Source organism: Enterobacter cloacae complex sp. P13B, from assembly GCF_014895915.1.
GTDB lineage: Bacteria > Pseudomonadota > Gammaproteobacteria > Enterobacterales > Enterobacteriaceae > Enterobacter > Enterobacter bugandensis.
Genome location: NZ_JADBQN010000044.1, coordinates 1 through 22,961, shown reverse-complemented (window position 1 = coordinate 22,961; position 22,961 = coordinate 1). Strand labels below are relative to the sequence as shown.

The window sequence follows — 22,961 nt, the reverse complement described above, 5'->3', positions numbered from 1 at the left end:
AGCCCACAGGGAGAGGGAGATGGAGACGTCAGGCAATTGTGACTTTACTGTCCAGATAGACGTCCTGAACCGCATTGATCAGCTTCACACCGTCGGCCATCGATTTCTTGAACGCCTTACGGCCAAGGATCAGCCCCATGCCGCCCGCGCGTTTGTTGATAACCGCCGTACGCACCGCGTCTGACAGGTCGGTATCGCCGCCCGCCGCGCCGCCGGAGTTAATCAGCCCTGCACGGCCCATATAGCAGTTCGCCAGCTGGTAGCGCACCAGGTCGATCGGGTTATCGCTGGTTAGCTTGCTGTAAACGCGATCGTCGGTGTAGCCAAAGTTCACCGCTTTATAGCCACCGTTATTCTCCGCCATTTTCTGCTTCACGATGTCTGCGCCAATGGTCGCCGCCAGATGGTTCGCCTGGCCGGTCAGGTCGGCGGAGACGTGGTAATCCACCCCGTCTTTTTTGAACGCCGAGTTACGCAGGTACGCCCAGAGCACGGTCACCATGCCCAGCTCGTGCGCGCGCTCAAACGCTGCGGAGATCTCTTCAATCTGACGACGGGACTGTTCAGAGCCGAAGTAAATTGTCGCCCCAACGGCCACCGCCCCCATGTTGAACGCCTGCTCGACGCTGGCGTAGAGGGTCTGATCATACTCGGTGGGGTAGCTGAGAGTTTCGTTGTGATTCAGCTTCACGAGGAACGGAATGCGGTGGGCATAGCGACGCGAAACCGAAGCCAGCACGCCGTAGGTGGAGGCTACACAGTTACAGCCCGCTTCAATCGCCAGCTCAACAATGTTCTTCGGATCGAAGTAAAGCGGGTTCGCCGCGAAAGAGGCACCCGCCGAGTGCTCAACGCCCTGGTCCACCGGCAGAATAGAGAGATACCCGGTGCCGCCGAGTCGCCCGGTGTTGTAGAGGGTCTGCATGTTTCGCAGAACCGCAGGCGGACGGTTGTTGTCCACCATCACGCGGTCAACGTAGTCGTGACCAGGCAGATACAACTGGTCGGCTGGAATGGTCATACAACGATGCTGTAAAAGGCTGTCGGCGTCTTTGCCAAGCAACTGCGCAATATCAGTCATGTGATACTCCCGTAAATCCGACGTCGTGTCGGTGTGTGTTTATCCAGTCCCATCTTTTATGGGCAGACTAAGCCTGGTACCGACTTAACAGATTTTCCACCATATGCATTTTTTTTCAGCACAATCTGCTGGCTCGATTCGTGTACAACAAAACTGTTACATTGATCAAACAATCGCCACAAAGGTATTTAAAAGGTATTATTGAGTGGTATGTTAAAGGCGTACCTTATCTGACATGCAGGATTAAAAAATGAAAACGAAAGTCCAACTGTCATTCATGATGTTTGTTGAATGGTTTATCTGGGGCGCGTGGTTTGTGCCATTGTGGCTGTGGCTGAGCAAAAGCGGGTTTACCGCCGGGGAAATTGGCTGGTCTTACGCCTGTACCGCGATTGCCGCGATCCTCTCTCCTATCCTGGTCGGCTCGCTGACGGACCGTTTCTTCGCCGCGCAGAAAGTGCTGTCGGTGTTGATGTTCGCCGGCGCGATCCTGATGTACTTCGCCGCGCAGCAAACCCAGTTCAGCACCTTCTTCCCGCTGCTGCTGGTCTATTCCCTGACCTATATGCCGACCATCGCGCTGACCAATAGCATTGCCTTCGCGAACGTGGACGACGTTGAGGCCGATTTCCCGCGTATCCGCGTGATGGGCACTATCGGCTGGATCGCCTCGGGGCTGGCGTGCGGGTTCCTGCCACAGATGCTCGGCTACAGCGATATTTCCGATACCAATATTCCGCTGCTGATGACCGCAGCCAGCTCCGCCCTGCTCGGCGTCTTTGCCCTGTTCCTGCCAAACACGCCGCCGAAAAGTACCGGCAAGCTGGATTTCAAAGTGATGCTGGGGCTGGATGCGCTGGTCCTGCTGCGCGACAAAAACTTCCTGGTGTTCTTCTTCTGCTCGTTCCTGTTCGCCATGCCGCTGGCCTTCTACTACATCTTCGCCAACGGCTATCTCACCGAAGTGGGGATGAAAAACGCCACCGGCTGGATGACGCTCGGCCAGTTCTCTGAAATCTTCTTTATGCTCGCCCTGCCGTTTTTTACCAAACGCTTTGGTATTAAGAAGGTCTTGCTGCTGGGTCTGATCACGGCCGCCATCCGCTACGGCTTCTTCGTTTACGGCGGTGCGGAGCAGTACTTCACCTACGCCCTGCTGTTCCTCGGCATCCTGCTGCACGGCGTGAGCTATGACTTCTACTACGTGACCGCGTACATCTACGTGGATAAAAAAGCGCCGGTGCACATGCGCACTGCCGCGCAAGGCCTGATTACGCTGTGCTGTCAGGGGTTTGGTAGCCTGCTGGGTTACCGCCTGGGCGGCGTGATGATGGAAAAAATGTTCGCTTACAAAGAGCCGGTGAATGGGCTGACCTTCAACTGGGCCGGAATGTGGACATTTGGTGCAGTCATGATTGCCGTGATTGCCGTGCTGTTTATGCTGTTTTTCCGCGAATCGGATAAAGAGATCACCGCAATTGAGGTGGTTGATGGCGATACCGCGCTGACACAAGGGGAAGTTAAATGAAACAAGACCGTATTCTCGGGGCCCTTTACGGCCAGGCGTTAGGGGATGCGATGGGCATGCCGTCGGAGCTATGGCCGAGAAAGCGCGTCAAGGCGCACTTCGGCTGGATCGACCGTTTTTTACCCGGCCCGGCAGAGAATAACGCGGCCTGCTATTTCAAACAGGCAGAGTTCACCGATGACACCTCGATGGCGCTGTGCCTGGCCGATGCGATCATCGAGTGCGACGGGGAGATTAACGCGGACGTTATCGGCAAGCACATCCTGAACTGGGCGCTCGACTTCGACGCGTTTAACAAGAACGTGCTCGGCCCGACCTCCAAAATCGCGCTTAACGCGATTCGTGACGGGAAGCCGGTCAGCGAGCTGGACAACAACGGCGTGACTAACGGAGCGGCGATGCGCGCCTCCCCGCTGGGCTGCCTGCTCCCGGCGACGCGGCTGGAGCACTTTGTGGACCAGGTTGCGCAGGCCTCCAGCCCGACGCATAAATCGGATCTCGCCATTGCCGGCGCGGTGGTGATTGCCTGGGCGGTTTCCCGCGCCATCGATGGGGAACGCTGGCAGAACATCGTCGATGCCCTGCCGGGGATCGCCCGCTATGCGCAGGAGGCGAAAACCACCACCTTCAGCGCGTCGCTCGCGGCACGCATTGAGCTGGCGCTTAAGACCGTGCGGGACGCCAACGGCATCGACTCCGCCAGCGAGCAGATTTATCAGCTCACTGGCGCAGGTACCAGCACCATTGAGTCCGTTCCGGCAGCCATCGCGATGGTTGAGCTGGCGGGAACCGACCCGAACCGCTGCGCCATTTTATGCGCCAATCTGGGTGGCGATACCGACACCATTGGCGCGATGGCGACGGCCATCTGCGGCGCGCTCCACGGCGTGCAGGCCATTGACCCGGCGCTCAAAGCCGAACTCGACGCCGTTAATCAGCTCGATTTCGGTCACTACTGTGAAAAACTGCTGCACTTCAGGGAGCAAAGGGAGGGCGTATGAATTCTTTTGCCCAACGTCTCGACACCCTGCACGCCACGCGCCCGGTGACGGTGCTGGGCGCGGCGGTTATTGACGTCATCGCCGACGCCTACGCCCTGCCCTGGCGCGGGTGTGATATCGAGCTTAAACAGCAGGGGGTGAATATCGGCGGCTGCGCGCTGAATATCGCCATCGCCCTGAAACGGCTCGGCATTGCGGCGCAAAACGCCCTTCCCGTCGGCCACGGCGTGTGGGCGGATATTATCCGTAACGCAATGGCGAAGCAGGATCTGCACAGCGCCTTGGAGGCTGAAACCGGCGACAACGGCTGGTGTCTGGCGCTGGTGGAGCCTGACGGCGAGCGCACCTTTATGTCCTTTAGCGGCGTCGAGAACCAGTGGCAGCAGCGCTGGCTTGACGAGCTAAACGTCCCGCAAAATAGCCTGGTTTATCTCTCCGGCTACCAGCTGGCCTCGCCGTGCGGCGAGCTGCTGACGGGCTGGCTTGAAGGGCTGGAGGACGTGACGGCACTTATCGATTTCGGCCCACGCATCGCGGATATCCCCGACGCGCTGATGGCGCGGATTATGGCCTGCAGGCCGATCGTGTCGCTTAATCGTCAGGAAGCGGAGCTCGCTGCTGAAAGGCTGGGCGTTGAGGCTGAAAACCTGGGCGAGGAGTGGCAGCGGCGCTTCGGCGCCGCGCTGATTGTGCGGCATGATAAAGACGGGGCTGCCTGGTATGATGGCGACGCATCGGGCGTTGTTCCGGCGTTTCCCGCCACGGTAGTGGACACCATTGGCGCTGGCGACAGCCACGCGGGCGGCACGCTTGCCGGGCTGGCGGCGGGATGGTCGCTGGCAGACGCCGTTCTGCTGGGGAATGCCGTGGCGTCCTGGGTGGTGAGCCATCGCGGCGGCGACTGCGCGCCCACTCGTGAGGAATTACTCCTCGCACACAAAGACGTATAGGTCGCTGCGACAGTAGCTGATGCTGTACTCAATCGGCCGGTGCTGCTGGTCAAGCGCAACCTGCTTGATCACCAGCACCGGTATTTTTTCGTCCATCTTAATGTGCGCCTGAAACTCGCTGTCCGGCATGCGGGCGCTGACCCGTGAACGGGTACGCTGCGGGAAGATATTCTGACTGCGGAAGTAGTCGTACAGCGAAATTCCTATCGCATCCGGTTCGGGAATGAGCCCAACCGGCACCCAGGACTCTTCAATCGACACCGCATCGTCATCCACATAGCGAATACGCTTCAGCAAAAAGACGTCGCTGTTCGGCTCCAGCGACAGGTGACCCGCCACCTCTTCCGGGCATTTCACCACGCGTTTATTGACCCACAGCGTATTAGGCGTTTTACCGCGCAGCACCACCTGCTGAGAGAAGCCGCGCGCTTCCTTGAGCGAGTATTCGAAGATGTTGTTAATTTGCGTGCCGTAACCCCGGGCACGCGTGACAACGCCCTCGGCTTCCAGCGCCTGCATCGCTTTGCGCACGGTGATCCGCGACACGCCGGTTAACTGGCTCAGATCGCGCTCGCCGGGCAAAATGTTCCCGTGCTCCAGCACGCCGCTGCGCACCGCGTTTTTTACCGTTTCGGCAAATTTCAGGTACAGCGGCGTGTTGTCAGGCGCGGCGATCCGTTCAGTCAGTTGAGCGATTAACCGGGTATGCGCTTGTTCCATCTCTGTTTTCTCAGGCGTGGTGTTTCCTGCCAGTATACTGGGTTACCACCACGCATGAAAATGATGAACCGGCCCAATACCGTGACCGACTTCCAGAGTATCGGCTTTTGCCAGCGCCGCCGAGAGCCAGATTTTCGCTTCTCGCACCGTATCAGCCCAGCCGTCATGCCGCGGGCGCAGCGCCGCCAGCGCGGCGGAGAAGGTGCACCCCGTACCGTGGGTGTTTTTGGTCTGTACGCGCGGAGCCGTAAAACGTTGCTCGCCGTCGCGGGTAAAGAGCCAGTCCGGGCTTTCAGCGTCATCCAGATGACCGCCTTTCATCAGCACCGCCCCGCAGCCCATCGCCAGCAGCGCATACCCCTGCTCTTTCATTTCGCGTTCAGTTTGCGCGTGCGGCGTGCCTAACAGCGCGGCGGCTTCCGGCAGATTGGGCGTGATGAGCGCCACCTGCGGCAGCAGCTTATTGCGCAGCGTCTCAACGGCGGAGGCGGAGAGCAGCGGATCGCCGCTTTTTGCCAGCATGACGGTATCCAGCACCACGTTTTGCACCTGATAGCGTTTAAGCCGCTCGGCCACCGCCTCCACAATGTCCGTTTCGGCCAGCATGCCGATCTTGGTGGTATCAATCCGCACGTCGCTGAACACCGAATCCAGCTGCGCGGCAACAAAATCCGGCTCGATACGGTAGACGGACTGCACGCCGCGCGTGTTTTGCGCCACCAGCGCGGTAATCACCGAGCAGCCGTACGCGCCAAGGGCCGAGAAGGTTTTCAGATCGGCCTGGATGCCCGCGCCGCCGCTGGGGTCGGTGCCGGCAATGGTCAGGGCGTTAATCCGCTTCATGCCTGTTCCTCCAGCGTATAGAGCGCATCCAGGAAGGCGCTGGCAAAACTGCCCGGGCCATGCGACTGCGCAGCGGCGACCGTTCCGGCCCGCTTCATCCATCCGCAGGCGGCAGCAATGTTATCCAGCCGGTCCCCCGGCAGCGAGCTGCTCGCCGCCACAACGGCAGAAAGCGCGCACCCGGTGCCCACTACGCGCGTCATTAACGGGTCTCCGCCCGATACCGTTCGGGTCCGCTCTCCGTCAGTGATGTAGTCCACCTCGCCGGTGACCACCACAATGGCATGGGTCTGGCGGGCCAACGCCTGAGCGGCAGGCAACGCGCTGGCGGCGGTGTCGGTGGTATCAACGCCGCGCCCGCCCGCGCTCATTCCGGCCAGAGCCAGGATTTCGGAGGCGTTGCCGCGAATGGTGGTCGGGTTCAGGGCTAAAATTTGATGGCAAAAACGGGTGCGGAACGTCAGGGCACCCACCGCAACCGGGTCCAGCGTCCAGGGTTTGCCTGCCGCCACCGCGCTTTCAATTGCCCGACGCATCGACTGGGCGCGCGGTGCGGTCAGCGTGCCGACGTTGATTAACAGCGCATCGGCGATGGCGGCGAACTGTTCGGCCTCTTCGGCCTCAATCACCATCGCCGGGGATGCGCCAAGGGCCAGCAAAACGTTGGCCGTAAAGGTCTGTACGACATCGTTGGTCATGCAGTGGGTCAGCGGAGAACGGGTACGGAAGTGGTGTAAAACGTGTAAATCGAGCAGGTCAGGCTGCATGGGTTCGCTCCTGCCTTGCGTGAAGAAGCGATGACCGGGAAGGCATCTGACTTCCCTACGCTGGCATTATCCAGATCAGGTAATACGGGTATTTCTCAGCCTTCACAAAGAAGGGCACCCCGAGTCATTTAAATTAAAATCAAAAGCTTGCGATTAATGCTCCTCATTAATCCCTGATCAGGATAGTAATGCCAGCGGAAAGTCTTGTAAACGGCAAAAACGGCCCTTTTGGGCCATGTGTGACAGGATGAGTGACAGTTTGTGTGACAGGCAATTTTCTTCAGAAACAAAAAAGGCCGGGTTACCCCAGCCTCAATGTTTCAGTTTGATCTTTCTCTGCTGTTCGTAGTGAGAGAGAGCCGATTCCCAACCGTAATCATTCACCCGCTGCAAAAAAGTGCTGCGTGGGACGTCGAAATATCTCGCAATGGCTGAAAGATTCAACCAGTTATCGGATTGGTTATCCAGACTCATTGCCAGAAGTGGCAGGCCTTTCGAATTGAACAGTTTCATGTGCATATGTAAATCTCCTTTCCTTTGCCTCGCCTGGCAGCGGGAGCAATGCGCTCCCATAATTGCCGCTGTGTGTTTTACTCGACCGGAACCAAGGTCATTCGGGTAACCAAGTCAGGCCTAAAATTGTAGGCTAACAGGCTGTATTCACTATATAAATTACGATTTCGTAACTCGTCGAAAGCCCTGTATGCGTACCAGTCTTCGACATCACCAGCAGCGGAGATTTCCAGATGGCGAGCACATGGACCAACGAAGCGGCCCATTGGCAAACTCTGCTCAACCGGAGCATTGCCGAATACAGGAACTAAAAATGCTTGGTCACTTTTCACCCCAGTGAAGGCAGAATCTGAGCACTCGATCAGACGCACAGAACCCAGCATAAAGGAACTGAAGCCGGGCAGAACGTCAGACGGGAACAGCACATCGGAACCAACCAGCCCGTTTGAATAGACGAGTAACTCACGAATCTGGGGATGATAGCGCACAGCACGATAGGCATCAGAGCCACACAGCAGAACCCAGCCACGCAGGTATTGAGTCAGACCACCCATCAGTGCTTTTGTGGCACTGACCTGATCGTCAATATCGCGCATCGGGTCATCATTTACGTCCTGGTGCAAATCAGCGGTTCGCTGGTTCAAGGAAAACTCTACAGACCAATCAATCTCATTTTGTTGAGTTCCCCAAGCATTAACTTTATTGAAGATCAGCGCCTGCCAGTAAGCATATTCACGAGAGCGTTCAAATTTGGCACGCATCTGAAGAAACTTGTTGGCCTCAATCTCATCAAGAGACTGCTCCATAGTGCTGCCCGGTTTACGGTAACCTTTGAGATCTGCCGAAGTCACACGGTCAGTCACACCAGACCAAGGCAATTCGTATAAATACGATCCAGCGGTCGGCTTCTCGATAGTCCCCCACTCCGAACTGAAACGCATCAACGGCGCATCCACACCAATAGATGCCTCTTGGATACGATCCATACTAACTTTGTGGGAATCTGCGATCTGGCGGTCTGCAAATACATTAAGGTGAGTCAGCAGTAAATTGCTCTGTGGAACCTGAGTACGGAAGACCTTGCTGTAATTAACATAATCGAATGATTTAATAGCCATTTTTGAAGTCCTTTTCTTGTTTGTTATTCTGCGATGACAACATCGTCAGAGGTCAGGCGAATGTTTCCGTTGGCGGTCAATGCTGCTAACGCTGCGTTTGTCGCCGAACCCATTACGGCGCGAATTGCTTCCGGGTACACGTAAATCATGCGGTCAGCCACGATGACAGGAACATCAGAACCTGCGTCAGCGTAGGATAGGCACAGAAGCGCATCAGTCCCGGAGGTGTAAAGCGTTCCGGCAGAGGTCACTACGGAACCTGGTTCCACAGCTTGTTCGAGTGTCGCGAATACAATCGTTCTGCGGTCAAAATTGGCTGTTGCCGAATTCTTCACCACGTTGTTATACGTTTTTGGATAATCATCCAGTTTCATAGTCTTGAATCTCCATTCAGGTTATCGCCAATGATGGCGTTATTATTTCTCTGGCAAATTTGCCATTGAGGGGCGAAAAGAAAACCGCTCTCAGCGACTTCGTTCACTTCGTTTCCAAACAGAAAAAGACCAAGGCGAGAATATCCCGCCTGGTGTAGGTCAGTAGTTTTCTGATGGAGAGATTTGGAATGAGGAGGTGATCAGCGCCATCCAAGAGGTAAGGAGCCTCAAACGCTGAACACCTGAGCCAGTTTGCATCATGGCGAGATGACCGACGAGGAGAGCGCCGGATTTAATGGCAATCCAGACCTTAGGCCCAGACTTTGTACGCCCAAAGGCGAATCTTTCTTTTCTGAATACAACCAGCGGCTGGCGAAAACCTTCCCGTGAGAGTGCGGATATTGGCTGTATTTAGAAAAGGCCCGCACGGTGTTCGCACAGGCACTTTAATATCGTAAGGAGAAAGGGAAGACAATTGGCTGTAGTATTTCCCTATGCATATTATTTTATCACGTGATTATATCAATTGCAACAAATACTTGGCGTATTTGACGGAAAGATATTGACTTATCGATAAATTTACTATACAGGCGACAGGTTCGCCGCCAGTATATTAATTAGCCAGAAATCCCAAGAAAGAGATTAGTATTTCTTCTATCCTGCTCTTCGACTTCGGCCTTAATAGCATCGCTGAACTTGCTATCATCAATACTGAGTTTAACCTCGTTGGTGACAGTCAGATCGGCCTTACCTTCTAGGCTTAACGGCTTGCCAAGGTTCATGCCATACGCAAGATTATCAATGCCCGGTAGCTGTGCCATGCCTGCGGTAGCTGGCTGCATTCCAGGTAAGGTGTTCATCCCCACAAACGCATTGGTGAAGCCCTGCGCATGGTCTGCAAAGAAGTTTTTGATGTCAGTCCACATGGTAGGTCTGTCATTATTCGCCTGCACCCTCTTCATAAAGGCATCAGGATCAGCCTGAATCTCGTCGAGACGATTATTGAGGCTTACACCAGCCATGATCGCAGGAAGACCGATTGAGAAGCCCTCACCTTTACCACCTTTAGCTGGTTTGCCGTCTTTCCCTGATTTGGTGTTTTCTGTTCCCGGTGTGGCAATACCACCAAGAGAGCCGATCCCGGCAAGCGTACCAAGCAGGTTTTTTAACGGATTCGCGAAGCTGACAAGCCAACGAAGAGCGCCAGCCAACTTGAAGATCGCACCAGTGAAGATCGCAATTCCTGCCGCATACGCTGCTGTATTGCCGAATCCCTCAAAGGTCTTGGACAATTGAGGAACATACTTCTTGATCAGCGCTTCAATGAGAATGAAGCTGTTATAGACCGTGTAACCAGCATCAGTGAAACCTTTAATCACGTTGCCTGCAATGGCTCCCAGTGTCTTAAATGCATCCTGGTTGCTGTCAATTGCATCTGTCAGACCGTTAAACGTATCGGTAAGCTGACTGCCAAAACCTGAGTCAAAGAAATTTTTCTGTGCAAGCTGCATTGTTGTACGCAAACGCATCATTGCAACACGGTTAGATTTCAGGGATTTATCGAAAGCTCCACCTTTCTGTGCTGCCGCTTTGAACTCATCACCAACAAGGGGAAGAATATCCTTCGCCAGCAGTTCACCGTTTTTCATCATTGCCATGAGGTCTTTTTCGGTAAGGTCTGTCCGGCCTTTTAGCTTATTCAATGCCTTGACGAAGATCCCGACTGCATTTGGTAAAGCGTCCCCGAGCTGCCCCTTCAACTCTTCGGCCTGAATATTCCCTTTTGAATACATCTGATTAAGCGCGAGCAAGGCGCGGCTCTGCTCCTCACCAGTGGCCCCTAATACAGTTCCGTACTGGCTGACACCTTCAAACAGGTTTTTGATTTGGCTGTCTGTGGCCTTGCCAGCGGCTGACGCATAAAATTTAACGTAGTCTTTGCTGGTCTGTTGCAGGTCAAGACCAAGGGAAAGCGCCTGTTTCTGGAGATACGCCATTTCCTGAGTGGCTTTCTGACTGTCTCCTGTCACCGCCTGGAGACCAGAGGCCATTGATTCGAAGTCTTGCCCGGTCTGCATGATGGTTTTGCCGATCCCAATAGTGGCTCCAATGGTGATCGCTGTGCCAGCATGATCAAGAAGGGATGTATCAAGGCCCGTCACTTTAGCTTTAACTGGGATGGTTACCGGCTTTTTGACTAACCCGCCCTGCTGCCTCAAACGCTGCTGGAGTTTGCTCACCCTTGCGTTGTACTCGGAAAGGGCAATGCCGCCCCGATGATACTCTTTAGTAAGCTGTGCGAAGTCCTGAATCGCTTGCGCTCGCTGGCGTGGAGTCAGGTTAAAACCATTGGTAGCAGTGTTGAAGCGGATGCCTTTTGCTCGGATCTGCTGCGTGCGTTTGTCCTGCTCTGCCTGCTCACGCTGCAAACGGATTGCCTCTGCAAGGCCACGGGCATTTTTAGGAACAAGACCACCCACCGCTGGGTTACGTGCTGCAATCGCCGCCCTACGTTGGGCGTGACGCTGGGCGTCAGTTTGTGACCTCGCATTTATAGCGGCCTGCTTTTGGGCTTCAGCGGTTAATCGCTGATTGAGCTTCAATCTCTGCGTTTCTGCTCGCGCCTGCTGTAGCTGGGTCTTGCCGTTGGCTTGTTGTAGCTTTCGTGTCGCCTGGTCGAATGATTTTCCTGCGGATTCCGCGAATTTTTTCAGGCTCTTGATTTTATTGCGGGCGCGGGTGAAGGAGTTTTGATCGACCTGCCAGCTAACACGGTTGATCGTGGATGTTACAATAATGTTGCCATTAGCCATTACACCCCCTGATTGATAACGTAGCCCAAACGCTCAAGCGCAGCGCGTTGTTCAGGCGTTAGCTCATCAAGGCTTGCCTTCATCATGAGGCTGACCGGACGCAGATTAGCGCTATAACCTTGGGCCTGGTGGCACAGAGCGATCCCTTTTTCCTTGATGGTCTTTGCTTTCGGGGCTGATTTGTTGGCTGTTGCAGTCGAAGCGGTCAGATATCCCTCGATAGCATCAGCCAGAACCTGATCGGCGCTTTTATTCAGATCTCCGCTCTCCGGTTCGGCAGCGGCCTGCATTGCGGCGAGAATATCTGCGCGGATGTCGTTTACGTTTTTCATTATTATGTTCCTGTAGAGGTCCAGGCCGTCACGGAGCCATAGAAAAACGGCTACCGATAACGGCAGGTAAGATAAATGTTCAAGTAAGGTCATAGTCCCCGGCAGGGATTGGTTAGGAGGTTTTGCGGCGCTTTCGCTTCTTCTTCACCGTCGGCAGCTTGCAGATATTCGCGAACACATCAGGGAAGTGCCCCAGCAGTTCAGCGTCGGTAATCCCTGCGTTATGCAGGTAATATCGAAGGCTGACGTATGACAACCCATCGCAGCGCTTGCGGATCTGCTCAGGATGCATTTTGCTAACCCACATTTCACGGATAAATTCTGTCCGGGTTGTCGGTGTCATCATCGCCCATGTCACCGCCTGTTTTTGACGTGCGAGCCGCCAGACTTCTGCAAACGGAAGTTCTAAAGTATTTGCAACAACCTGCGGTGAAAAACCGCAATTCAATAGCAAACGAGCTTTGCGTTGAGTTTCCAAGTCGGAAGGTTGAGACCGGGATTTGTATGTCGGATTCTCCAAGACGGAGAAAAGGCGAGATAGCTTTTGTTCTTCATCTGCGGTCAGTACACCGCTTACGTGTTCACACAATTCAATCCTCCATCACATAAGAGCTACCGCAGCGTCAATTTCTTCCGGCGTTGGTTCGTAGCAAACATCTGGCTCAATAAAGGTTTCCTGCCCCTGATGGATTTCCTCGTGGTCTTCATCATCTGGGGCTACAAATTTAAAACTGGGTTTGGGTCTACCATTTCGCGGGAGCTCTACGACATTTCTCCCAGTTGAATCACTCAGTGATGGATCATCACTACCGGATAAATCAACATCGACAGGAATATCCACAGCAGGTACACCGTCTGGCTTTCCAGCAGCAGGCGCGGCAGTCTCAGGGGCCACAGTAGCGGGTTGTTCCTGTTTTTGCTGTTGTTTCTGCTCATTTTTACCGCTCTCCCCGGTTTTAACTTTCTGGTTTTTTGCGATGGTTACGACTGCTTCACCCTGTTGCGACAATTCAGCATTGAGTTCAGTCAGAATGACCTCAGGATCCTTGACGGTGTAATCAGTATGAGAGATTTCCTTGCTCCCAGGTTTACGAACTGGGGTTGCAGTAATCCACCCCATTTTTACAAGCAGTCTCACCTTCTTCTGAACGGTTGAAAGGCCCATGCAGCAGCAGTCCGCAATATACTGTTGAGAGGGACGGATCTGACCAGTCGTTTTTTTCCAGCCAAGTAAGTGACTGTAGACAGCCATAATTTCAAGGCTGTTTTCTACACCATTGAAAATCTTGATACGGGCAATCGGAATCGACCAGTAGGAAAAGGTGTCGATGGTAATCGGTTTGTCTTGGTTCGGCTGCGGTAGTGATTTGTAGAGCTTAGTTTTTGCGGTCTCGGTAGTCATTATATCCTCGCTGGTTATCTGTTTTATTCTTTTCAATGATTTTTGCTGCCGTTTGCAACAGTTCACTGCATAATTTCGCCATTGGCATGTCGCGACGGTTCGCCTCTTTCAGCAATGCGCGGTATGTTTCATCCGGGAATGAAATATTCATGCATCTTTTCTCCTGTCTGTCAGATATGGGAATACTCCCCTGCTATCGCGAATTAACGATCAGGGTTTTGGCTGGCTTTGTGCCTGCATTTATTCGTATGGTTTGCCGTGTTTGCGGCTATCTGGTCTGTTCGGCGACGCGCCGAATTGGTATTAGTGGCGGGTAGTTGTAGCGGTTGGAAAATCACCGATTACGCTATAACCGTACTTTTCGAGTTGTTCCACACCATCCGTAGCGATTAGCAGCATGATTATCTGCTCATGAGTAAGGTCGAGACCCAACTTTTCAAGATACATCTGGCGATAACCCTTCAGCACGGGGGCTAAAATCGCTGTCAGTGTTTCCCCTGCGGCGTATTTCTGGGAAAACGGACGGAGAAGATCCTTGAAGACTTTACAATCACGTGCCTTTTTACGCTCCTCACCAATTAATCGAAGTGCTTCGCGCGTCTCCGGATAAATCCTGTCGGCCTGTCTTGCGCCGCCGGGCACCCGATTACGAAAAGCGTGGAGATTTTGAATAGATGTAACGCCGTTTAATACGGCCCATGCGATAGATTGTGCATTCTGTGTATAATCAAATTTGGCGGGTTTTCCCATTTGTTCTCCTTCTGTAATTAAAAATCAGTTAATTGCATTGAGTCACCTCAATCGATAATGTATATTTTATACCAAATGAGAATAATTGTCAATCTCATTTATCATTTTAAAGGCGCATTATTGGCAGTGTTATATGTCAACACCCAGCCACACTACACGGGAAGATTTCATTTGTCAATCCCTTTATCATAAAACGCCATCAGAGGCTCCAGATTCAACGCTGCGAGCCAAGCAGTACAAAGTCACCAGCAACAGGAGAAAGACGCTCAGAACGCGACAGAGAACACTAAAGGCCGTTAATGAACGGTATCAATGAAAGCTCGCGCCGCCCCGGAGTGAACCGGACAGATGCAGAGCAGTCCTCTTCGCCGTGCTCCGATCCACATTTCCTGACGCGCCTTGCGGCTTGTCCCCCACACATGCTGGCGGAGCCATTGGGTAACCCGACACACAGAACAGCAACCGGAGGTTATTGTGATGGGCTATGGAGGGATAGAAGGTCACGAGGTGGCGTGGCTGTTTCACGTCAGCGAAGGTGAGCTTCTTACCACACACATCCTGAAGTGGCGTAGCCATTCAGAGCAGAGCGATACAGGTATCACCCTCTCTTTAACACCACAACCAAGAATGACCAGAGTCATTCCCTGTCCTTGACCTTGGTTTTAAAGATTTTATGAATGTTTTTATTGTTGGTTTTATACTGCTTTTATACTACGTCTCTCAGATACTGCTTTTATACTACGTCTCTCAGAAGACACCTCCCCTCCAGCGGAAGACACGTATCTTCCAGTAGAAGACACCCTCACCTCTGACAGAAGACACCTCAACTACATGTATACAAGGCGGAATATAACCATTTGCTGGTGCTTCATGCCGTTACTGAGTAATCTCGTTCCATCACCGAACAAAAGGAAACAACATGGAAATCATCCAAGGCAAAGACCGCTTTAACGAGATGGCAACCGGTATTCTGGTGAAACTGTTTGCAGACTACCCGTTTTATTCTTCTTTCGAATTTTCAGACTTCGGCTGGAAGCCCAGAGGAGACAGAACTCAGATTGACCTGTTGTGTTACACGCTCCAGGCGCTCACTGATATGGGTTATACGGAGATAATCTCTTCAACAGACATGGACACCGCTGCCAAGTTAACACCTCGTGGTTTGAACTTACTTCAACAGCAGGCACCTGGTGCAGGCGATACCGTGATTAACATTCTGAAAGCTGGGGCTGAAAAAACAGGTGGTGCAGTAGTTGGTTCGACAGTAAGCGCCCTGATTGATTGGATTTTTAAAGGCAATAAAAGCCGTTAAAAGCAATTAAACTGCTTTTATTTATCCGTAAATCCAGCCTTGCGTCACTGGCTCGTCAGTGGGATGTGGTGATCGTTATATCGAGATATACACAACGAAGCCGCGCCAGTGCTGGATGCGTTAAATCTGTCAACCAGATGTGTGTCAAACCAGTTTACATCCCTCTTCATCTCAAACCGAATAAATAATTTTCTTCGCAAAAATAACGAAAAAGCGTCCATTTCTGGGCCTGTGGAAGCCTCTCAGCGGGGCGCTGTGTGTTGGTGGGTCAGTCCATGATTGTGTGGAGATAACGCCGCTACGGGCTTCTGGTGGAGCATACTGGCTATTGGTGGGGCAGTTCAAAATTGTGCGGAAATGGTACACATCCGTGATCGCTGGGACGGGAGAATTTCGCTTGGTGATGGCAGACCTTCAGCCCGTTGTGGTAACGTCGCCGTAATAGCCCTCTGTCTGCTGGCGAATAGAAAGATGTGCTTTTATGGGGTTTGATGCACTGGCAGCTTCAAAGAGCTGAAACCTGAAATTGTATGGTGACCACCCAAACTCAAACAAAATCCTTGAACAAGAGAACTAGGCTTAAAACCTCCCGAATAACTCCCTTCTGTTGGTGAAATCGCTGCTGATTACCCTGCTTTACGTCAAAGCTCCGAAAAGCAATACCTGACTATTTTAGTCAAGTACGTGTAAGGACCATTATGTTAAATAGACCAGAAAACGAACAGTAAAATGCCTTGTTGTAGCAATTTTTCCCTGTGGTGATGCTAATAGTGTGACGTGGTGAAGAACGTTGCTGGGAGTGTCGGCCCTGCGATATTTCAGCAAGAAGATAAGAAATTTTCGATGGGTGGTCTGTCACGTCAGGCACATGGCCCAGTGAGCCAAGGATATTTTAAGCAGGACGATGTAAACTGACTCAAGAAAGAGCCATGACATCTACGGGGCGGGAATAGGATGAGTTGCCGGGAATTTTACCCGGCAGACAGTTAAACTTGCTAATTAAATGTACAGTCGCTACCCGATGGCGCACCAATGAATAGTCGCATCTTTCCGCACGTAACAACGATCTTCTGCCCCTTCTTCAATTTCGATGCTTGCGTCTTTTGTGATCCTTCCATGCTCAAACTCACTGGCATGAAGCGATTACCGCTTTCAAGTTTAAGAACTACATCATCCGTGAAATTTTTAGTTATATCCTGAACAGTTCCGGTGATTTCTACGTTACGACCACCAATTTTGTCATCGGCTGCAACTTCATTGGCGCTGTACAATTCAGCCAGAGCTTTTGCTGTTGTACGGTAAATTCCATCATCAGAAGCTGGCACTTTGGGTTTACCATCGGCAACTTGCGATTGTTCTGGGTTGGTCATATTAGCAACAACCATTTTTATAAAATCTTTTTGCATCATGGTATAGGTTGCTGCTCCACTACAACTATCAATCGCGATTTTTTCTTTGGTGATAAGTTTACCTTTTGCCTTCAGTCCGTTGCCAAAACCAGCACCCAAAACGATAGCATTGTGTACATTATCGTAACTCGGAGTATCTTTCTTCATACCCTGTGTCGCCCGCTTTATTAGTACATCCCCAGAACCGCCTTTCAACGCATGTTCGCACCCGGCAGTTACAAGCGTTTTGACGTAAGCAGCCAAGTACTCAGGGTATGGCTGTACATCTGTAGACGGAACGCCTTCAGATAAGGACGAGAAGGAAAATAACATAAGAGGTAATGCAAGAATTTTTTTCAAAAAAGCCTCCATAGCTGAATAGATTAAGTACACCATCGGCTGGTGTCTCAATGTCTATAATTACTTTAATCGATCGAAATTACAAAATCGATCGGTAAAATTGATCAATGTTGTTACTATAATCGCTGAACGATGCCTGCAATTTAGCATTGAAGAGGGAAAATCATTCAAGGGGGGGAGATATGAGAGGTATTCTATTGATTTGCGGTATGTTGCTGGCTTTTAATGCTGCGGCAAGCAAAATCACTATGAGTAACCCCGACGAGCAGGAGCTAAAGGGCGGAAAGCGGTTTTGCACTTACGAAAACAGCGTTTATCTGTTTACGCTGGTGACTCACTCGCAATCCTGCCCTTTCTCAAAAACGTTCGATACAAATGACAATGAAAAGTGAAACGTAGCTTTAACACTTCACTGACTGGTTACAGTAAGGATGTGTCAACTGTACATTGTCAGAATTACCATCACCACCTTCACGGACACGTACGATATGATCATAAGAAACTGATTTTTCAGTATCAAGGTAACCCTGGCAAATCGGACATTTCAAAGCGTTGCGCAGAGCCACATCAATGAACACCTTACTTTTTTGTTCATCGCTGATTTTTGCAGATGTTCTCTTAAAATCGCCAGAGAGTATTCTCCCCTCCAATTCGGCCAGTTCGATGAGCTTACTCTCATCAATATTCTCTCCCTGCTTGAGTGATTTGATAACCGCATTTAAAAAATCACAGTAGCGAGTCACCCGGACATTGCTGCCTGGTTTTTGTACTATCATTGCGATCAAGTCCTTAAATTCAATCATTATTCTCTCAAGCCTAGACCTGATTGTTATGAAGTCTTTAAAGAATTGACCGTTATTGTTGGAGAGTTGTTTTGCTACCAGTAGCACGGTTCCTAAAAACATTGGCGTTGAGTGGATTCCAGTCGGACCATAAAAATAAATCGCTGGATGAAGTCCCAGGCTACCATCGCCATTACCTGTAATTCTGTTGCTCAATGTTGTGGCTTTGGAAAGGATTCTTAATGTATCGGTACCCGATGCATCATCAGGGTAATCTTCAATTTTTTTCAAAACACCATTCTGGTTGCAATCAGTGATCAGTAAGAAATCCTTCAAAACTTGGATCGCTGTCCTGACCCCCCTGGAACCGCCTAATGGAAGATCAAGAGTTTTGATAGGCCGATCAACCTCAGGTTCGAAGAGCAAACGATGCAGCTTTGCAGATTTATCTTCAAGTTGCTGGGCAATGCCCTGATCAAACTCCGACCAGTAGCGATGACCTTTACCAGCACGAATAATTGCTCGGGTTGCTATCGGAATACTTTTCTTGCGATTCTTTAAAAGCATCTCTTCGATAGCATCAAGAGGAGTTCCCTTCATATTGATGTTAAAAAATGAGGTTTCAGCCTTATCTACATCACCAACTACCCATTGGACGGAGATTCCACGGGACGTCAGTACACTGATTCTTCGCTGTTGCTCCTCGGTCAATGAAGCATCATCGGCAAGCAGCTTCTGATAATATTCCCAACTGCCGACCCTGTCCTTTACAAGCTTTCTCGTTCTATCAGCAGCGCGGCGTTGTTCACGAGGAATATCATGCCCAAAAAGTTGATGGGATATATGACCGTCTCCATAATCATCTTCTACCCAGGCACGTAATGCACTTAAACGGTGACCGCCATCGATCACAAAAAGATTGGTAGATGATCGCCAAAGAATAACGGAAGGTATCAAATCACCATTGATGTAGCATTCGAGCAGAGATACAACCTGCTCAGGCCCCCAATGATTTGTTTCACGCTGGAAATCTGGTTTTCTCAGAAGCGCTGCAATTCCATTTCCTGATTTCAATTCTCTTGCAGGAATACTGTTTAGAGTCTCAAATGAAGAATTATCTTGGATCTTTAAACCTAAATCAGCACGCTTAATCAGTGCATCTAAATTTACAAGGTTAGAACGAGCAGCCATGCTTATGTTCCTCAAAATGACAATCTGGTCATTATATCTCCAGCCAATGAGGTAACAACATGATTTTCTCTATTTATTTCCCCCCTCACGTGCATCACGTTAATTTAACCAAGCCAAACCATCAATCACGTAACACACTGAACATAAAGGGAAATTATGCAAATAGCGTCTGGTAATTCCTGAACCGCTCTTCTCATGCCCAACCACCTGTTGCAGATGCGCCAAGTTGCCAACCCAACCAGCTAAACAGGTTGAAATCATGGTATGCCGGAAACTATGCACTAATCGCCGCTGCCCATAATCATCAAGGTACGGAATACCAAGCTGATCACGGACATCAGCCAAGACCTTGCCGATTTTTGGCATGTTCTTACCTGACACAGGCGAGAAGATTTTCTCTTTCCATTGGCGGTTTACAAAATCGAGGAACCCCCACTCGATCAGTTTGGGATGGATCGCCACCTGCCTTGTAGCGTTCTCGGTTTTACCCTGTCCTCCTTCAGCGATCAGGAGATAGTGCCGCTGGCTATCTTCATCAAATTTGATCTGTGATTTCTCCAGCTTGGCGATCTCCCCTCTTCTGGCTCCCGTATACGCCAACAACAGAGTAATCCACTTCTGCCAGCCGTCAGGCTGCTTGAGCGCCCACCCCACAAACTTTCTCATTTCTGCCGCACTGTATGCTCCAAACCTCGCTTTTGAAGGTGCAGCCACTACTCCATCAGTCGGAGACTTCTCCAGAATATCTTTATTGTCAGTCAGGAAGGTTTTGAACAGCGATTTATAAATCTTCAAATGCTTGTGGATAGACTCAGCGCCTACCAAATCTTCAGGCGGGACATCATCACACTCGATTAGTTGCTGAACAGTCATCGACCGATAAGGCTGCACAACACGCTTAGGCAAGTTTTCAACAACTTCCATCACCTGCTTGATGTCCTGCTTGGTGATCGTCATTACATCGGTTGATGCGCCAAGGACAATGAACAGAACTTCCATAAAGCGCTCATTGGCCTGTGAAATTGCCTTCGTCCAGTTCTGAGCCTTCTCCATTTTGTACATGTTCCACGCGCCAGCCAGCGTTAGCACTTCTTTTGGCTCATCTTGCTTTTGTGGCTTAGTAACTGCTGCCGGGGTAACAGTCTTTCGGTATTCCTGAGCAACCATCGGCTGAATATTGCGCCGCTCATTATTCAGAAATTGGTGCGCCAGCCATTGTTCATTCTGCTGCTTCAGGCTATTGCCATACTCGGAAAGACGCTTACTGAAGTGATCCGGTTGGATGGTTCCACGTTTGACTAATGGAATGGCTGGAGATGCAAATGACATCAAGAGTTGCGCGTGGCTGTGGCTATCTGTCTCTAACGACCGACGGAAATATTTATGACCCGACAGGCGAAAGCTGACGTAGTAGATCCCGTTACGGATGATGGTGTGATTGATCGGTGTGTGTGCCATTTTGTTTGTCTCTGTGAGTGACAACATAACAAAATGAAGAGAAAAAACCGTGCAAGCCTTTGATTTATATCTTGGATAATCGCCAGGACTACGCTGGCATTATCCAGATCAGGTAATACGGGTATTTCTCAGCCTTCAACGAAGAAGGGCACCCCGAGTCAAATCTATATAAAACAATCAGTTACACAGAAACAAATTGTAGATGCTTAGTGTAACCGGGGGTGGGGATCAGGCGCAAGGATTTTCGATTTACAATTAAATTCAACTCTGCCGCCAGAAGATAAATAGAGATTTTTATTGAGCTTATATTACATAAATACTACTTTTGGCACCATCGAAATAGAATCCAAGCCAAAGATAAGCCAATAGACAAAATAACTAACCACACTTCAAAAGATGTTTAAAAGTAGATAATAGATTCCCTTATTGTTACTCATAGCTTGCAATTTATATCAATACTATGAATACATCCAAGGTATTTATCTATCATGGGAATAATTGATAATATAATTTCTTCTGATAATATAAACCTTTTGCATTGTGAGGGATCTACATGCACGATTTCAGATTGTTCATGATATGGGATGCAGCAAGGGAACTTAAACCCGAAGATTTTCAATACATACTGAGACCGGAAGTCACTTTTGAAAGAGCAAGAATCTACTACGATCTTGATTCTGACAACTATTCTTATTTTAGCCTCCATCAAATGCCAAACAGAAAGAGTGGGTTTGTAAATCCTCATTCAGCCAAATATGACCGTAAACGTAATGGTCTGTACGATGGTGCATATGATCATACACAGCATAATATAGATACTGGCTGGCTTATCGGAATAGACACCACTGAAAAATGGGATTACTTCAAACATCCCTTTTATTTTGATGAAAAGGGTGATCTTGTTTATGATTGCTTTATGGAACATTGGCATTCATGGTTTGAAATGGAAGTAAAAGAAGCATATGAAAAGTGTTTAAATGATCATCAGGGAAGGAAACCAGCGCCTACACAAAAAATTCATTATTCAGATGCCCCTATACAACATGCGCAATCAGCTAAAACCATCAATAGCAAAGCAGCAGGACGTTTATTGGCCGCTGGCGGGGTTTATAATGGAAACATTGAAGGGTTCAGAAAAACTGCAGAACAATTAGGCGGTGAAGCTATACAGGGTTATGACCAGGTATTAAATGAACAAACAGCAGGTACATTAATAGTAGCAGCCTCTATTTTAATGGCTAAAAGACCTAATTCTCAATTGTATGAAGAAATGAATAGTTACTTAGGAAAGTTGAGAGGAGAAACTAAGTTGCTTGATGGATTAGAAATTAAGCAAATTAACTATGTCAGACGTGATCCAGCCGAAACAGCAGTATTAAGAAGAGAGTTTAATAGTTCTATCAGAAAAAATTTCCTTAAAGACATTGCTGGTACACCGGAAGCTGCAAACAAATTTAATCCATCAGATTTATTGCGTATGTCAGAAGGTGGTGTCCCTGGTGGTTGGAGCGTTCACCACAAATTACCATTAGATGATGGCGGTACTAACGCTTTTGAAAACCTGTCATTGATTGAAAATGAACCATTCCATAAAGTGTTTACCAATATGCAATCATCCGTAATAAGAGATATGATAGCAGGTGAAAGTAAGATAACTCCGTGGGCTATGCCTACTGGTTCAATTTATCCGATAAATTAATTATCAGGAATTAAAATGAGTACAAATATTAGTGAAATCCTGAATGATTTAAAAATCAAAATGACCGATTGGAAATATCCATTAGAAAATCCTATTACAGAACAATACATTGAAAGCATAACTAAGAGGAAATCAACTTCTAGTTTAAACCCAATGCTTGAAAAATTGGGTGATGAAGTTTGTCTATTATTTGTAAATCAGCCTGATTATGTTACATTTTTAGAAACAATGGATGGATTTGAATATAACGGATTAATCCTATTCAGTCTTTCCATACCTGAACCATTAGTTAGAAATTTATTTGTTATTAATGATTTCTACAGAGATAATGATGATTATATTAACCCTGATCTTGCTCAAAGATTAGTGATCGGGGAAGATAGTATTTCTTTATTTACTTATGATACTAAATCTAATCTCTTTGAAATTAGAGATAAAGTTGGTACAGGAAATGTTTTTGGTTCATTTGATAGTTTCGCTGATTTCTTAAGAGAGATCCTTGATACTGTAGCATAGCCTGTAAATGGGGGTGATCATGCCCCCTCTCTAAACACTCCCTTTTGTATAACAATCCTCTTA

At 49.7% G+C, this 22,961-nt stretch carries 22 protein-coding genes and 2 riboswitches; of the genes, 6 read left to right on the top strand and 16 right to left on the bottom strand.

Annotated features, from left to right (window positions below; translation table 11 throughout):
- Positions 1–28: 28 nt before the first annotated feature.
- Positions 29–1,081: a class I fructose-bisphosphate aldolase gene (gene fbaB / locus IM273_RS18560; protein WP_008500869.1), complete on the bottom strand. Its 1,053-nt coding sequence runs from the start codon at positions 1,079–1,081 to the stop codon at positions 29–31.
- Between the two features lie 250 nt (positions 1,082–1,331).
- Between fbaB and IM273_RS18555 the strand changes: the two genes are divergently transcribed.
- From IM273_RS18555 to IM273_RS18545, 3 genes are read left to right on the top strand one after another with little or no spacing between them, the layout of a single operon-like run.
- Complete coding sequence (locus tag IM273_RS18555) at positions 1,332–2,609, top strand: nucleoside permease (protein WP_028013818.1); 1,278 nt, start codon at positions 1,332–1,334, stop codon at positions 2,607–2,609.
- Positions 2,606–3,610, top strand: a complete 1,005-nt coding sequence (locus IM273_RS18550; RefSeq protein WP_041909084.1) for an ADP-ribosylglycohydrolase family protein — start codon at positions 2,606–2,608, stop codon at positions 3,608–3,610. Before IM273_RS18555 ends, IM273_RS18550 begins: the two co-directional genes overlap by 4 nt.
- The gene (locus IM273_RS18545) at positions 3,607–4,560 is read left to right on the top strand and encodes a PfkB family carbohydrate kinase (protein WP_193055583.1); all 954 of its coding nucleotides are present in this window, start codon (positions 3,607–3,609) and stop codon (positions 4,558–4,560) included. The genes IM273_RS18550 and IM273_RS18545 overlap by 4 nt, the downstream gene beginning before the upstream one ends.
- Here the strand turns inward: IM273_RS18545 and IM273_RS18540 are convergent.
- The 12 genes from IM273_RS18540 to IM273_RS18485 all read right to left on the bottom strand — a co-directional run bounded on the left by IM273_RS18540 (position 4,534) and on the right by IM273_RS18485 (position 14,192).
- Positions 4,534–5,280, bottom strand: coding sequence for a GntR family transcriptional regulator (locus IM273_RS18540; RefSeq protein ID WP_028013821.1), 747 nt, complete (start codon positions 5,278–5,280; stop codon positions 4,534–4,536). The genes IM273_RS18545 and IM273_RS18540 overlap by 27 nt on opposite strands.
- Before the next feature lie 42 nt (positions 5,281–5,322).
- The gene (thiD, locus tag IM273_RS18535; protein WP_193055582.1) at positions 5,323–6,123 is read right to left on the bottom strand and encodes a bifunctional hydroxymethylpyrimidine kinase/phosphomethylpyrimidine kinase; all 801 of its coding nucleotides are present in this window, start codon (positions 6,121–6,123) and stop codon (positions 5,323–5,325) included.
- A complete protein-coding gene (gene thiM / locus IM273_RS18530) occupies positions 6,120–6,890 on the bottom strand; it encodes a hydroxyethylthiazole kinase (protein WP_193055581.1) in 771 nt (256 codons plus the stop codon). The genes thiD and thiM overlap by 4 nt, the downstream gene beginning before the upstream one ends.
- A gap of 35 nt (positions 6,891–6,925) precedes the next feature.
- A riboswitch (TPP riboswitch) is annotated at positions 6,926–7,022 on the bottom strand.
- 180 nt (positions 7,023–7,202) lie between these two features.
- Complete coding sequence (locus IM273_RS18525; RefSeq protein ID WP_193055580.1) at positions 7,203–7,409, bottom strand: hypothetical protein; 207 nt, start codon at positions 7,407–7,409, stop codon at positions 7,203–7,205.
- Positions 7,410–7,480: 71 nt separating this feature from the next.
- Positions 7,481–8,521 (bottom strand): major capsid protein, encoded by a 1,041-nt coding sequence (locus tag IM273_RS18520; protein ID WP_193055579.1) that lies wholly within the window; start codon positions 8,519–8,521, stop codon positions 7,481–7,483.
- A gap of 23 nt (positions 8,522–8,544) precedes the next feature.
- Positions 8,545–8,895 carry a hypothetical protein gene (locus tag IM273_RS18515; protein WP_193055578.1) on the bottom strand — a complete coding sequence of 117 codons (351 nt, stop codon included), beginning with the start codon at positions 8,893–8,895 and terminating at the stop codon, positions 8,545–8,547.
- Positions 8,896–9,512: 617 nt separating this feature from the next.
- A complete protein-coding gene (locus IM273_RS18510) occupies positions 9,513–11,708 on the bottom strand; it encodes a tape measure protein (protein ID WP_193055577.1) in 2,196 nt (731 codons plus the stop codon).
- Entirely contained in the window at positions 11,708–12,040 is a 333-nt protein-coding gene (locus IM273_RS18505; protein WP_193055576.1) for a hypothetical protein, read from the bottom strand. The genes IM273_RS18510 and IM273_RS18505 overlap by 1 nt, the downstream gene beginning before the upstream one ends.
- 112 nt (positions 12,041–12,152) lie before the next feature.
- Positions 12,153–12,629, bottom strand: coding sequence for a hypothetical protein (locus IM273_RS18500; protein ID WP_193055575.1), 477 nt, complete (start codon positions 12,627–12,629; stop codon positions 12,153–12,155).
- Positions 12,630–12,641: 12 nt separating this feature from the next.
- Positions 12,642–13,442 carry a hypothetical protein gene (locus tag IM273_RS18495; RefSeq protein ID WP_193055574.1) on the bottom strand — a complete coding sequence of 267 codons (801 nt, stop codon included), beginning with the start codon at positions 13,440–13,442 and terminating at the stop codon, positions 12,642–12,644.
- Entirely contained in the window at positions 13,417–13,593 is a 177-nt protein-coding gene (locus tag IM273_RS18490; protein ID WP_193055573.1) for a hypothetical protein, read from the bottom strand. The genes IM273_RS18495 and IM273_RS18490 overlap by 26 nt, the downstream gene beginning before the upstream one ends.
- Positions 13,594–13,745: 152 nt before the next feature.
- Entirely contained in the window at positions 13,746–14,192 is a 447-nt protein-coding gene (locus IM273_RS18485) for a hypothetical protein (RefSeq protein WP_193055572.1), read from the bottom strand.
- 919 nt (positions 14,193–15,111) lie between these two features.
- Here IM273_RS18485 and IM273_RS18480 point away from each other — a divergent pair.
- Positions 15,112–15,504, top strand: coding sequence for a hypothetical protein (locus IM273_RS18480; protein ID WP_193055571.1), 393 nt, complete (start codon positions 15,112–15,114; stop codon positions 15,502–15,504).
- Positions 15,505–16,499: 995 nt separating this feature from the next.
- Here the strand turns inward: IM273_RS18480 and IM273_RS18475 are convergent.
- The 3 genes from IM273_RS18475 to IM273_RS18465 form a co-directional block, all read right to left on the bottom strand.
- On the bottom strand, positions 16,500–17,252 hold the full coding sequence (locus IM273_RS18475) for a hypothetical protein (RefSeq protein ID WP_193055570.1): 753 nt from the start codon (positions 17,250–17,252) through the stop codon (positions 16,500–16,502).
- Between the two features lie 401 nt (positions 17,253–17,653).
- Positions 17,654–19,225, bottom strand: a complete 1,572-nt coding sequence (locus IM273_RS18470; RefSeq protein WP_193055569.1) for a DUF262 domain-containing protein — start codon at positions 19,223–19,225, stop codon at positions 17,654–17,656.
- Positions 19,226–19,324: 99 nt separating this feature from the next.
- A complete protein-coding gene (locus tag IM273_RS18465; RefSeq protein WP_193055568.1) occupies positions 19,325–20,683 on the bottom strand; it encodes a tyrosine-type recombinase/integrase in 1,359 nt (452 codons plus the stop codon).
- Between the two features lie 68 nt (positions 20,684–20,751).
- Positions 20,752–20,849: riboswitch (TPP riboswitch) on the bottom strand.
- A 387-nt stretch (positions 20,850–21,236) separates the two neighbouring features.
- Between IM273_RS18465 and IM273_RS18460 the strand changes: the two genes are divergently transcribed.
- Both IM273_RS18460 and IM273_RS18455 read left to right on the top strand, forming a co-directional pair.
- Positions 21,237–22,382 (top strand): HNH endonuclease, encoded by a 1,146-nt coding sequence (locus IM273_RS18460; RefSeq protein WP_193055567.1) that lies wholly within the window; start codon positions 21,237–21,239, stop codon positions 22,380–22,382.
- Between the two features lie 15 nt (positions 22,383–22,397).
- Complete coding sequence (locus tag IM273_RS18455) at positions 22,398–22,898, top strand: YrhA family protein (protein ID WP_193055566.1); 501 nt, start codon at positions 22,398–22,400, stop codon at positions 22,896–22,898.
- The last annotated feature ends 63 nt before the right edge of the window (positions 22,899–22,961 follow it).

What these genes read in the sequence shown, in the direction of transcription:
- IM273_RS18480 (WP_193055571.1), top strand. Translation starts at nt 15,112, where the DNA reads ATGGAAATCATCCAAGGCAAAGACCGCTTTAACGAGATGGCAACCGGT.
- IM273_RS18465 (WP_193055568.1), bottom strand. Translation starts at nt 20,683, where the DNA reads ATGGCACACACACCGATCAATCACACCATCATCCGTAACGGGATCTAC.
- thiM (WP_193055581.1), bottom strand. Translation starts at nt 6,890, where the DNA reads ATGCAGCCTGACCTGCTCGATTTACACGTTTTACACCACTTCCGTACC.
- IM273_RS18505 (WP_193055576.1), bottom strand. Translation starts at nt 12,040, where the DNA reads ATGAAAAACGTAAACGACATCCGCGCAGATATTCTCGCCGCAATGCAG.
- IM273_RS18550 (WP_041909084.1), top strand. Translation starts at nt 2,606, where the DNA reads ATGAAACAAGACCGTATTCTCGGGGCCCTTTACGGCCAGGCGTTAGGG.
- IM273_RS18555 (WP_028013818.1), top strand. Translation starts at nt 1,332, where the DNA reads ATGAAAACGAAAGTCCAACTGTCATTCATGATGTTTGTTGAATGGTTT.
- IM273_RS18495 (WP_193055574.1), bottom strand. Translation starts at nt 13,442, where the DNA reads ATGACTACCGAGACCGCAAAAACTAAGCTCTACAAATCACTACCGCAG.
- IM273_RS18455 (WP_193055566.1), top strand. Translation starts at nt 22,398, where the DNA reads ATGAGTACAAATATTAGTGAAATCCTGAATGATTTAAAAATCAAAATG.
- IM273_RS18525 (WP_193055580.1), bottom strand. Translation starts at nt 7,409, where the DNA reads ATGCACATGAAACTGTTCAATTCGAAAGGCCTGCCACTTCTGGCAATG.
- thiD (WP_193055582.1), bottom strand. Translation starts at nt 6,123, where the DNA reads ATGAAGCGGATTAACGCCCTGACCATTGCCGGCACCGACCCCAGCGGC.
- IM273_RS18545 (WP_193055583.1), top strand. Translation starts at nt 3,607, where the DNA reads ATGAATTCTTTTGCCCAACGTCTCGACACCCTGCACGCCACGCGCCCG.
- IM273_RS18490 (WP_193055573.1), bottom strand. Translation starts at nt 13,593, where the DNA reads ATGAATATTTCATTCCCGGATGAAACATACCGCGCATTGCTGAAAGAG.
- IM273_RS18470 (WP_193055569.1), bottom strand. Translation starts at nt 19,225, where the DNA reads ATGGCTGCTCGTTCTAACCTTGTAAATTTAGATGCACTGATTAAGCGT.
- IM273_RS18520 (WP_193055579.1), bottom strand. Translation starts at nt 8,521, where the DNA reads ATGGCTATTAAATCATTCGATTATGTTAATTACAGCAAGGTCTTCCGT.
- IM273_RS18540 (WP_028013821.1), bottom strand. Translation starts at nt 5,280, where the DNA reads ATGGAACAAGCGCATACCCGGTTAATCGCTCAACTGACTGAACGGATC.
- IM273_RS18485 (WP_193055572.1), bottom strand. Translation starts at nt 14,192, where the DNA reads ATGGGAAAACCCGCCAAATTTGATTATACACAGAATGCACAATCTATC.
- IM273_RS18515 (WP_193055578.1), bottom strand. Translation starts at nt 8,895, where the DNA reads ATGAAACTGGATGATTATCCAAAAACGTATAACAACGTGGTGAAGAAT.
- IM273_RS18510 (WP_193055577.1), bottom strand. Translation starts at nt 11,708, where the DNA reads ATGGCTAATGGCAACATTATTGTAACATCCACGATCAACCGTGTTAGC.
- fbaB (WP_008500869.1), bottom strand. Translation starts at nt 1,081, where the DNA reads ATGACTGATATTGCGCAGTTGCTTGGCAAAGACGCCGACAGCCTTTTA.
- IM273_RS18460 (WP_193055567.1), top strand. Translation starts at nt 21,237, where the DNA reads ATGCACGATTTCAGATTGTTCATGATATGGGATGCAGCAAGGGAACTT.